The following is an 11,841-nucleotide window of genomic DNA, read 5'->3' on the forward strand; positions in this document are numbered from 1 at the left end:
CAAATACCGTTTTCCCTGCTACAGGATTTCTACATACCCTTCGGTTCCGTTGACCCGGATACGCTGCCCATCCTTAATCAGCTTGGTAGCGTTCTCCACGCTGACGACTGCCGGAAGCCCGTACTCCCTTGCCACAACGGCGCCATGGGTCATCATGCCCCCCACCTCGGTCACCAGACCCTTAATGGATACAAACACCGGTGTCCAACTGGGGTCAGTGAAGGTTGTGACCAAAATATCCCCTTCTTCGATATTGGCCTCCTCCATTTTTAAAATAACCCGTGCCCGGCCCTCAATGATGCCGGATGAAACTGCTACGCCGGCCAAAGCGCCTTTGGGTATGTTGTCGGTGTCGTATGCACTGGAGATAATCTCACCTTCAGAGGTGATGACACGGGGAGGGGTCAGCTTCTCAAAAACCTCATAGTCTTCTTTTCTCTTTGCGATGAGGTTGGCATCCACCCGATTTGTTCTAACGGTTTCCCTCAATTCCGCAAAGGTTAAATAGTATATATCCTCCCTATCTCTTATCACACCCTGTTGCACCAGGTTATCGGCTTCCTTCATCAATGCTTGCTTAAGAATCCAGAGATAGTAGACCAGCAGATACTTGTTATATTCCCTGAAACCGGCGAAATTGCGCAAAACGCTGATCATCTTCTTGGTCTTTTTGGCCTTACTCTTGCCACCGGGCAGTTGTTCCAGACGTTTCAGAATGTCCTGCTCCTTCTGTCTAGCTTCCTGCAGGCCTTGTTCAAATTTCATACGGTGGGCACCGGGTCCAAAGGTCTTGATATTGCTGAGAATCATTGGAATGAGTATGGTCGGGTTCTCATTCCACCGCGTCCTGGTTATATCAATTTCCGCCGAACAACGCATGCCATATTTCTTAAGATAGGCCCGAATTGAATCACTGACATCTTTCCCGCCTTCCAATTTGGCTAAATCCTCAAAAAAAGTCTCCTGGTTGGCCTGTTGAAAATATTCAATCACTGCCGGATACTTTCTTACGACATCCGCTACGTCCAAAAGTTCCAGTCCCATTTCGGAGGTAACATTATCGGGTACCGATTGAGCAAGGGTATCGGCTGCATTCTTTTCACCCAGCCATTTCTGCATGTTTTTGTTGATCCAGGAGGTAGCGTAGGCTCCTGCAAAAACCGCACCGTAGCCGGCAAAAACAGTATCCTTGATTTCTTCAAAGCTATGAAAGATAAAATCAAACAGTTCATTTCCCGATACTTTGGCAATCCTTTGCTCCAGATTATGCATTACCGTCTCATCACGAGCCATAAGGTTTGTAACAACAGCATGATCGTTTTTAAGATAGGTTTTTAAAGTGTCGATTCCAAACCGCAATAATACTGAAGCCCCTATCATCGATGACTTTTCCCTGGACAACCCCTTGATAAAATCCTTCCGTTGCAGAATATTATAAACAGCCTTCTGCATCAAAACATCAACCGTGTCAATACTTTTGACAAAAGTCTTGCTTATGATCGGTGTGCTGAGTTCACGAGATGCATCGATATATAACCTTCCTCCGATCTCAATCATGGCCGAACCGGAAATTAATTTGAAGAATTCCTGAAAGAAGCTGTAGCCCAATGGTCTCATTGCTTCCGTCATCATCTGCCGATGAGCGAAGGAAAAATAAACATGGTTTTTCCCATCCTCCACCTCCGGCGCAGGGTATAAGGTGGTAATGGGACGGCTCTGGACGATATAGACTTTATCTTCATAAAGGCACCATTCGATGTCCTGGGGGCGGCCAAAATACGTCTCAATCTTTCTGCCCATTCGTTCAAGCTGCAAAATCTGCTCATCCGTTAATGTCTGCGTATTTTGTCTTTCAGGCTCTATCTCCTTTTCCTCTGTGCCGCCTTTTTCTAAGGCGTAAATGGCCAGTTTCTTGGTGGATATTTTCTTATCGACAATGCGTCCTTCCCTCACCTTATAAATATCGGCATTTACCAGGCCGGATACCAGGGCCTCGCCAAGCCCAAAGCTGGCGTCGATAGACAGCACTTTCCGGTTGGAGGTAACGGGATCGGCAGTAAACATAATCCCTGCCGCCTGAGGAAAAACCATCCGCTGGACCACTACAGATAAATGGACTTTGCGGTGGTCGAAGCCGTTTTGAATGCGGTAGGTTACGGCGCGGTCGGTAAACAACGACGCCCAACACTTGCTGATATGCTTCAGGATGGCGTCTTTTCCCATAATGTTCAAATAGGTGTCCTGCTGTCCTGCAAAGGATGCCGTTGGCAAATCTTCCGCTGTGGCACTGGAACGTACGGCGTAGGCATCTTTTTCACCAAGCTTCGAAAGATAACCGGTGATCTCTTCATCGATCTCCTTTGGAATGGTTATCCCTTCAATAACCTTGCGAATCTTGCCGCTGATTTCAGCGATTCTTTCCCTGTCTTCCACCTTAAGGGGCGATAGCTGCTCCAGCAAAGCGTTAAACTCATGATTAGGCTCAATGATTCTTTTATAAGCTTCGGTGGTAACACAAAAGCCATCAGGCACTGGTATCCCAGCAATCCCGGATAATTCCCCCAGGTTAGCGCCTTTGCCCCCGACCACCATGAGCTTTGTTTTATCAATCTCCGGAAAGCCAAGCACGTATGAGCTCATACATATTCCCCTTTCGATTATCTGATGGCCAAAGCCATCAGGTAACATATTCTATCAATCTTTAAGCACGGCAATTCCTTCTTTGATTATTTTGATCGCATCGATGAGTTTCTTTAAATACCTTTCCTCGTCTAATCCGTTCCTGTAATACTCATTTAAACTAAATGTGAAAATCATATTTATAACCAGTTCGGAATCAACTTCCGGTTTGATGAGACCTCGTTCTTTATCACGCTCAATCATTTTCATATACTTTTCGGCAGATACTGCACGGAGCTTCGTAATGAATTCATTGTTATCTATCTCCATCAGCATGCCTATCTTGGTATATTCCGGTTTTATTCTGCCCAGTTCCAAGGATTCTTTGGTTCTTTGTATAATGGTTTCAAAAACGTCCATATCCGAATCCAAGTTTTTGGTGTAGGGGGCAATTTTATGCTTTTCTTTCCCGATTTTTTCTAACATATAAAGATAGAGATCCTCTTTATCATTAAAATACTGATAGAAGCTTCCCCAGGGTATTTTTGCAGACTTCACAATCTTATTAAGAGATGCTTCGCTGAAAGGCCGGGTTGAAAATTCCTGCACGGCAGCATCAAATATTCTCTTCTTCTTCTCGTCACTCAAATTATAAAAAGTGTCTTTAGGCACGCAACCACCTCCTGCCAAACAATATAACATAAATTGTTTTGTATGAGAAGTATCTCACATGAGAAACTTCTCATATTATTTTGTGGAAATTCATGAAGAATATACAGTAATGTGACTATATTGAAGTTCGGCTGTATTCTTAAACAAGAAAGACCGGTCAAGGTGGCTTTCCACCCCGACCGGCTTATCTCCCTCTCTCCCCTCTCTATAAAATGTTGATGTACATACAGAGGTTATTGTCATTTTTTGTCTAATTATGAATTATTAACAGCATTTCATCTTGCGGAGCAAAGTGCTTCAACTAGACACAACACAAAGGAGCTTATCAGTTAACTATGAACAAAAAAAACCTAGCAGCAATTCGAAAAGAGTTTAAAATGGATAACCATCGTTTTCAAATTGACGAAATTTGCAGCGTGTATGTAAAACAGGAAAGCAAGGATATTATAAGTTCAGAAAAAACCTTGTTTGCCAGGTTGGATACAGAACACCAAGAATTGTTACTTAAGAATTTTAAAAGGATTTTAACCGGTCCCCTGGATACTAAGGTGTACGAGCTTGATTTTATCAGTGGAAATAACGAAGGACAGCACCTGTTATTGGGTATATTGGAGTCCCATGATTTAAAGGCGGATTCAGACAAGCTTATTGAAAAAATTCTAGAACAAAATAATTACGAAACAGATGTGGTTATTAACCTTATCAGGGCTGAATATAGCAAACCCGCAAAGAAAAGAAAGGGCGAAGATGATGCAGGAATGGATGATGTGGCGTATGCGTTTAGATTCCTGATGTGCAGTGTAAATAAGGTCGATCAGCCCAAACGAGCCTTAAGGTATGATTTTGAGAAAAAAGGATTTAAAGTAAGCACCCCTATGGATGTTATAGTGAATCTGTCAGCTCCATTGGATGGTTTTATGTTCCCTTGTTTCAATGAGAACAGTGCAGATGTGAATAGAGTTATTTATTATTCTCAAGCTCCGAACTGTCCCAATACTGCTTTCGTGGAAGGTGTCATTCATTGTGAACTAAAATTGACGGCCAGTGAGGAAAAAGATAAATTTTCTCAAATTATTAAAGGGGTAGTGGGAGAAAAAATTCAGCCCGAAATAATGAATAACATCTACTCCAAAATTAACGAACAAATTTTAGCTAGCGAAGAGGAAGAAGAAAGTGATATACCTACTCTCGGTGTTAAAAATATTGAATGGGTATTGAGAAATAGCGGAGTTGAAGATATTTCAAAATTAGAGCAGGTATTTTGCGAAATAATGGAAAAGGATAGTATTGAATTAAAAGCCACCAGCATACTTCCCCCCTATGAATCTAAGTCTATCAAAATAAACAGCAGTATAGTGGATATTGCCATTAGCCCCAAGGATTTAAAAGGGTTAAAACAAGTGGTTCGGGATGGCAGAAAGTGCTTACTTATTGAAATAGATGATGACATCATCGTTGAGGGACTTAAGTTAAATACAGAAAATTATTAAATATAAGTATTATTCTATGAATCAATTGGTTGTAATAGTGACCACCCGCTCATAACGGGTGGTCACTATTTAGCGATCCTATTATTTATTTCTTCTCACACTGTACATGTAAGTAGATAAGTACCTAAAAAATTAAAGGAAAAGTAAATGTAACGAAAGCTGCCCAAAATCCGTAGACCGGCAAATACTTAGTAACGGCGTCTTGGATGGTAGAAGGTCCGGTTTTGTTTTGTAGAAAACGCATGTAGGAGAGCATAATCCAAATTAGATTGGCCCAGATAAGTATGTTTACGCCTAAAACAGCAAGTCTGTTGGGCGTAATCCCAAAAGAAGAAAGCCTGAACACCATGGCTGATAAAGCCACACTGTCAATGATAAGAGCAAGAATAATTAGGGCAAAATTTATATAATCAGAAATGTTCTTTTTCTCGTCTGTGCCGCTTTCGGTAATGGAGAATATGGTGACGGCCAATACACTAAGGAGGATTCCGTTGAAGAATATGAGGAAATTGCGGTCTAAGAATGGATTTTTTCCCACCCAAATAACCGTTATAAGATAGGCCAACAATGTGGCCAGCACAAGGGGACTAAAAATTTTAGCGATATAGGGTGCAATATTTTTAGCAAGTTTAAGGTTCCTTGATACAAGGTATGTAGCCACAATCGCCAGGGCGGCAGCACCAAATAAAACAACATTTTCAAAATAGAATTCAGATATATCCATGCCGACAAATCGAAATAAGTGCATGGTTAATGCTGTTAGCATCATTCCGCTGATTGCCATGCTGGCGTAAAGTATGCAAAATTCCCCATTAAATTTAAGATAGGCTAATCTCTTGCTGCCAATGCCATATTCATTCCCTGTAAATGCAAGCCCTAATAATACCCATAAGAAAATGGGAAGATGCAGATAAGCCAGGATAATACTGTCTTTATGCTCTGGTGGCAGTATATTAAGATAAACTCCGGAGATTAGGAATAACGCTGCAAGGGTGTAAAGAACATTTCTTTGGGGGGTATTATTGTATACAAAATAGGCGGCTATAAAGGGAAGTATCCCAAAAACAAGGTTAATAGGGGCTATTGCCTGCTGTTCGATAAAATGCAAAATTCCCCTGGTGCTTATCCCGGCCAGCATTGCTAAAATGCCCATGGATAAGAAATCTTTCTGAAACAAAGAAGTTTTTTCTGTATTTGCCGTCTCCTTGAAATGCAATCGTTCATACCAAACGGCAAGAACCTGCGAGTCAGGGTTTTTTCCCCAGGCGTATGAGATTGACTTTTTAAACGCTTCGGGTTCTTTTCTATACATTCTCTCCAGTTCATGGGGGTTAGCAAGATTTTCAATAATTAGATTGCTAATGTCCATTGTCATATTAAGTCCTACTTTCCTTCACAATGTTATTAATCAAAATTTATTATCCTTGACTGTCTTCATCACTTTTATATTCTAAAATATCTCCAGGCTGACATTCTAAAGCCTTACAAATTGCCTCTAGAGTTGATAATCGAATGGCTTTTGCCTTTCCATTTTTCAATATAGAAAGGTTAGCCATGGTTATTCCAACCCTCTCCGAAAGTTCTGTTACGCTCATTTTTCTTTTAGCCAGCATCACGTCAATATTGATTATAATCGCCATGTTATTCACCTCAAACCGTTAAATCATTTTCTGATTTTATGTCTATGGCATTTTTTAAAAGCTTTTGAAGAACAGCAGCAAAGACTGCAACCACCATGGAAGCAAAGATAGGGACCATTCCGATTATGATGAGACCTGGGGCATCGTCTTTCTCTGCTACAAGATAAACAAATGGCATCATTACCACATACAAGCTGCTGATTATGATTGCACAGTATTTTATATTCTTTAAAGCCTTTACAGATAATTCCGAGAAAGCTTTGTTCTTGTCGATATAGCTTAAAAGTTTAAAAGCTTGATACAGAGCAAAGTAAAAAGGTATTGCCGTTGCATAGATACCGATTAAAGTGGGATATAGCATATGGGTATGATCCGGATTTACCGGATGATTAGCTAACCAAGGCAATCCAAATAGGCACAAGGCAAGAACCGGAATTCCGATAAGAAAAACAACTGCCTTTAAAAACAGTGTTTCTCGTTTCATAAAAAGCACCTCACTTATTTAATGTAATCTGATATTAGCACATATTTTATCGTTTTACAATATATTATTATTGAATTTAATTATATTATTGTTGTTATTTAATTTGGGCAAAGATAAAAAGCATTCCTCCTTACAAAGAAATGCTCTAAAACTTTAAACTATTAAGGCATTACGTCTCTATTATGAGATTTCTGCACCCTTCCGTTCCATTCACCCGGATTACTTTGATCAGCTTGGTGGCGATTTCTACGTCTACAACTGCAGAAAGACCGTATTCCCTTGCAATAGCAGCAGAACCTCAGTGAATTTGGTGACCAAAATATCACAAAATGATTGAAATTTACAAAAAAACATAAAAACCAAAAAGGTAATTTTTATATTTTTATAGTATTAAATATTATAAGATTTTATTATTATAATCTTTAAAATACATTAATTCTCCTAGTATAAGTTTACTAATCAAACTTTAAGGAGGGGGTAAAAATTTCATTTTGGGATGTTATTTTTTTACTCTTCATGGTTGTACTGTTTTTAATGCCCATGCTGGACCGAACAACGACATGGGCCACGGTGTTAATACTACTAGCTTTTGGTATAGCTTATAATATTATTAGCCGAGGGGAACGGTAATGCGGTACTTAGTGACACGCATTCTTTACAGATTGTTCCTTCATCCATCTGAGACAAAAATTAAATGTCTCGGACTTTTCAGTTAAAAACCTATATTTAGGGCAAATTGTGCAAGAATACTGTAGTAGTTATAACGCTATTGAAGTCATGGAAAGAATGAACTTTGCTTGTCCACCTTAAAAGTACAGGCATATTAGAGTAACACTCTAATATGCCTGTACTTTTCTCGCATAATTAAAACAGTTCCTTTAATGATTTCATATTTACCACTGAAATAACTACAGGACGATTAATTCATAATCACGACTGCCCATACCAATTTCTTCACCATGCCGCATTTGGATAGTACCGTCTATATAGGAGCGCAAACCTTGAAACTTATCCGCACCCACCTCATGATTGCAGGAAAGATGAGATTCAGAGAAGCCAATCTGTTTATTGATTAGATCGTAACTTGCCTGATCAAGAGCTACAGGATCGGTGGATGCCAAAAAACCGATATCAGGAACAATCGGTGCATCACTCCACGACGCGCAATCACAATCAGGCGTGATATTGATTAAAAAGTTTATATAACCGATACGTTTTTCATGGGCCTTAGCAAAGCCATATCCGTATTCAGTCATTCGTTCAAGAAAGGCTGATAAGTCTGTCTGCCAGTCCATTCCGTTGGCCTTTACAGGACAAACCGTTAAACACTCACCACAGCCGATACATTTATCCAAAGCAATGTTCGCCTTATCTTCACGCACCGTAATCGCCTGTTCAGGACAAACTTCGCTGCACTCACCACAGCCAATGCACTTATCTGGATCGACTATAATCTTGGTAGCATGCTGCTCCTTTTTACCAACTGCCGGTGCTCCGCCCATAGCAAGATTTTTTATTGCTCCACCAAAGCCGGCCATCTCATGCCCTTTAAAGTGAGATAATACAATTACACTGTCAGCACTAACAATGTCTTTAGCCAGTTTCACTTTTTTGAAGTGTTTTTTATCAATCTGTACTTCAGTAATATTATCACTGCGTAATCCGTCGGCTATAATAATGGGGGCCCCTGTAACCGTAAAATCAAAACCATGCTCCAATGCGGTCAGTAAATGGTCAACCGAGTTATGTCGACTTCCGGAATAGAGCGTATTCGTATCGGTTAGAAAAGGTTTAGCACCCTTTTCTTTTATTTTGTCCACCACCTGACGCACAAAAAGAGGATTAATAAAGCCATCACTGCCGCGTTCACCGAAATGCAATTTTATCGCTGTAAGGTCATCCTTTTGAATAAGCTCATTAAAACCGGCCTGATCAAATAAGTTTCTTATTTTGCTAATCTTATTCCCCTTATCTGTTCTCGTTCTAAGATTTACAAAATATACTTTGCTGGACATGCTTCCTTCCCCCTCTACATTAAACGTTGAAATCCACCATCTATGTTACAACTTTGAGTTAACTCAAAGTCAATAGGTTTTATAAATATTTTTAACCGAAACCCAGCCTGTACAAAAAATGTAGCCCAGATCACCATATTTAATGATCTGGGGACGATTCTCTTGTAGCTATTTTTAAGCTTTCGCTTCCGGAAATATAAGAAAGATTAATAAATAAATATGAAGGAGAAATTATATTTTATATTGAATGTGATCTCAAATGACACTGGGAACATCCAAGACCAAGAGAACAATCTACAACCACTTTTAAAGTCAATATTTTTAAGAAGGTATCCATTATGAAGCATAAAAACTATTACATGTTCTTTATAGTTAGCTTAGTAGCCTTCGCTACTTTTACTTTCCAAAAATTATTAGTCTTGTGGATTGGTTTTGTAAGATTTAGTGCTAGTGATTTCCCTCCGGGCGATATTCTAGTTGAAGAAAAATTAAAATTCTTAATACTTTATCCAGCTTTATTTACTATCCTGGTATATATAGCAATAATAACTCTAAACATTTTAGCCAGAAGGCTTATACATGTAAAAGTTAGTCAAAGTGTTAGTATAGGCTTAACCTTAGTTGCCTTAATTTTTCTAGAAATCAGATTAATTCTCGCCTTATTTTGAAACAACTCTAATCTTTTAAATATTTAATGGAATAGGATTACCTTTCTTCCTCCCCTGCTTTATTCGGGCATGTGCTGGGTGATACAGTGGATGCCGCCGCCCCAACGATTTACATTTTCGACGTTAATGCCAATGATGCGGCGCCCCGGAAATACCTTCTGCAGGGTATCTTTAACCTGGTTTTCAGTGGTTTTAAGCATCTCGCTTCGGCCTGACTGCCAATAAGTCTGCATAAGGACTGCCCCATTGGTGACCGCGTAGTTTAAATAGCTGAGCACGGGTATTTTGCCGGTTTCATCAACTTTGCCGTAAATGGTGGGCGGCATAGGAATTCTGATGATATGGAAGGGCTTGCCGTCCTGGTCGGTGGCATTCCGTAGTATTTCGTAGTTCTCCTCCATACGTCGGTAAGATTCCTGAGTTATAGCGTTGGTATATCTGTCTCCAGGTAGAACCTGGGCTAACAGAATAGCATTGGGATTGGCAAACCGGGCTATTTCATCAATGTGCCCGGTGGTAATAGGATCATCTTCCGCCAGCCCTTTTTTCAGCCAGATGACTTTCTTAACTCCCAGCACCCGCTTATATTCTTTTTCTATTTCTGCTTTACTCATTTTCGGATTACGGCTTAAAGCCACGGATTCGGTCACCATCATGGTACCCCGACCGTTGGATTCTATGGCGCCACCCTCGGAAATAAGGTCGGTCTTGATTACTGGCAGGTTGAGCAGCTTGGCGGCCAGTCTATCCACCTGGCTTTCCGCAGCAATGTAGTCCGGGTTGCCACTGCGGCTGTAGTTGTTAAAGCCGAAATCCACTACCTGGAGTTTATTTTGCGGACTCTTAACAAAAATCGGTCCCACATCCCGGGTCCAGATGGACATGTGATTAACAACGTAGTAGTGAACATTGTTAACGGTGTAGCCGCTATTTTTAAGCAGGTCTTTAATTTGGTTCGTTTCTTCCTGGCTTCGTACCATCAGATTAATTCTAATGTAGGGATCCAGAGATTTAATTATATTAAGGATCACCGGGTAAACCGGGCGGTCGGTGTTATATATTTCGGAGGGCCACTGCAGCCAGACAGCCTGCTGTTTATTAAACTCAGCGGGGAAAGGATAAACCATGGCTTTTTTAGATGGCTGTTGGTTAAAATCCCGGGCTATCATGATCACCAGTAGGCAAAGAAAAATAACTAAGATGATTGAATAGGTTTTTTTCATGGGCTATCTACCTTAAATTTTTAAAGTTAATATAACACGCGGTTATTAAAATTATTTGCCCCTGGCCCTGAGGGAAGGCTTAAGTCTATTAAATTAAAAGAAAGTGTCGCTAACCACTAAAAGCAGCTTTGCGACACTTCCTTTTTTAATCAAAATCACTTGTATCCGCTATGCCAAAGGCCTTTTCCGCATGAGGCAAACCCAGGCTCTAGGCGGGTTTTGGCGGTTAGAGCCAAAATGGCTTGAAACCAGTGAAAGGATTTCGAAGTAGGGTTCCACAGAGTTAACAATATCTCCGGCAGTTCGCTGCGGTGGGCCCGGGCCATCCCGTTGTTCATCCGCGTTGCCGACGATGCTCAGCCACAAGCCGTCTTTTTCTAAATGAGCGGCTACATTTTTAGCAAAGCTCTTCCGTTCTTCGTCCGAATTTAATGAATGAAAACAGCCTCTATCAAAGGCAAAGCCAAAGGGCGCTTCTTCCATTTTGTTTGTAAGGAAATCAAACACCATAAAGGTACATTTGACATTCCCTTTTGAGACTTCTTCTATAGCCTTCTGTATGGCAACATCCGAAGTATCAATACCGATTACAGCAAAGTTTTTTTGCGCAAGCCATATGGAGTTATCACCGGTTCCGCACCCAATATCCAGCGCTTTACAGGGTTTTATATCCATGGCGGTTACAGTCTGAATAAGGTTGAAATCCGGTTTCCCAATGGCCCAAGGAGTATCGCCGGCTTTATATCTTTTTTGGTAACGTTCCTCTATCATTGTCTTTTTGATACCTCCTATAGACATAGAACGTTTTCTTCAACGGTGCACCACTTTCCACCCAGCCGCTGTTTTTAGACCGTTCTTTTTATCCATTATTATATATTATTTCAAATTAAAGCAAGTCCTTTTTTCAAAACGAAGACAGTTATTTCTCCCCGTGCATTTATTAATCACAAAACTCCCGCGCTAGGGTAATTTCCTCTTCTTATAGAAGTTGATCTTCCCCGATATATTCATCATCGTTAATACACTCGTC

10 protein-coding genes are annotated in these 11,841 nt (G+C 40.5%); 2 read left to right on the forward strand and 8 right to left on the reverse strand.

Going from position 1 to position 11,841, the window contains the following annotated elements; translation table 11 throughout:
- Positions 1 to 18 precede the first annotated feature (18 nt).
- A complete protein-coding gene (ppsA, locus tag DESRU_RS10400; protein WP_013842069.1) occupies positions 19 to 2,640 on the reverse strand; it encodes a phosphoenolpyruvate synthase in 2,622 nt (873 codons plus the stop codon).
- 54 nt (positions 2,641 to 2,694) lie between these two features.
- The gene (locus tag DESRU_RS10405; RefSeq protein ID WP_013842070.1) at positions 2,695 to 3,291 is read right to left on the reverse strand and encodes a TetR/AcrR family transcriptional regulator; all 597 of its coding nucleotides are present in this window, start codon (positions 3,289 to 3,291) and stop codon (positions 2,695 to 2,697) included.
- 335 nt (positions 3,292 to 3,626) lie between these two features.
- Between DESRU_RS10405 and DESRU_RS10410 the strand changes: the two genes are divergently transcribed.
- Positions 3,627 to 4,781, forward strand: coding sequence for a DUF4317 domain-containing protein (locus DESRU_RS10410; protein WP_013842071.1), 1,155 nt, complete (start codon positions 3,627 to 3,629; stop codon positions 4,779 to 4,781).
- 124 nt (positions 4,782 to 4,905) lie between these two features.
- On the opposite strand, the gene DESRU_RS10415 is transcribed toward DESRU_RS10410, so the two are convergent.
- From DESRU_RS10415 to DESRU_RS10430, 4 genes are all read right to left on the reverse strand, one after another.
- On the reverse strand, positions 4,906 to 6,156 hold the full coding sequence (locus DESRU_RS10415; RefSeq protein ID WP_013842072.1) for a DUF4153 domain-containing protein: 1,251 nt from the start codon (positions 6,154 to 6,156) through the stop codon (positions 4,906 to 4,908).
- Positions 6,157 to 6,199: 43 nt separating this feature from the next.
- Positions 6,200 to 6,421 carry a helix-turn-helix domain-containing protein gene (locus DESRU_RS10420; RefSeq protein ID WP_013840464.1) on the reverse strand — a complete coding sequence of 74 codons (222 nt, stop codon included), beginning with the start codon at positions 6,419 to 6,421 and terminating at the stop codon, positions 6,200 to 6,202.
- A gap of 10 nt (positions 6,422 to 6,431) precedes the next feature.
- Entirely contained in the window at positions 6,432 to 6,905 is a 474-nt protein-coding gene (locus DESRU_RS10425) for a DUF2975 domain-containing protein (protein WP_013840465.1), read from the reverse strand.
- Positions 6,906 to 7,813: 908 nt separating this feature from the next.
- A complete protein-coding gene (locus tag DESRU_RS10430) occupies positions 7,814 to 8,920 on the reverse strand; it encodes a DUF362 domain-containing protein (protein WP_013842073.1) in 1,107 nt (368 codons plus the stop codon).
- 338 nt (positions 8,921 to 9,258) lie between these two features.
- Between DESRU_RS10430 and DESRU_RS10435 the strand changes: the two genes are divergently transcribed.
- A complete protein-coding gene (locus DESRU_RS10435; RefSeq protein ID WP_013842074.1) occupies positions 9,259 to 9,588 on the forward strand; it encodes a hypothetical protein in 330 nt (109 codons plus the stop codon).
- Between the two features lie 59 nt (positions 9,589 to 9,647).
- On the opposite strand, the gene DESRU_RS10440 is transcribed toward DESRU_RS10435, so the two are convergent.
- Together DESRU_RS10440 and DESRU_RS10445 are read right to left on the reverse strand one after the other, a co-directional pair.
- Positions 9,648 to 10,811: an agmatine deiminase family protein gene (locus tag DESRU_RS10440; protein WP_013842075.1), complete on the reverse strand. Its 1,164-nt coding sequence runs from the start codon at positions 10,809 to 10,811 to the stop codon at positions 9,648 to 9,650.
- Positions 10,812 to 10,979: 168 nt separating this feature from the next.
- The gene (locus DESRU_RS10445) at positions 10,980 to 11,582 is read right to left on the reverse strand and encodes a class I SAM-dependent methyltransferase (RefSeq protein ID WP_013842076.1); all 603 of its coding nucleotides are present in this window, start codon (positions 11,580 to 11,582) and stop codon (positions 10,980 to 10,982) included.
- Positions 11,583 to 11,841 lie beyond the last annotated feature (259 nt).

The sequence above is a fragment of the Desulforamulus ruminis DSM 2154 genome, assembly GCF_000215085.1.
GTDB classification, from domain to species: domain Bacteria; phylum Bacillota; class Desulfotomaculia; order Desulfotomaculales; family Desulfotomaculaceae; genus Desulfotomaculum; species Desulfotomaculum ruminis.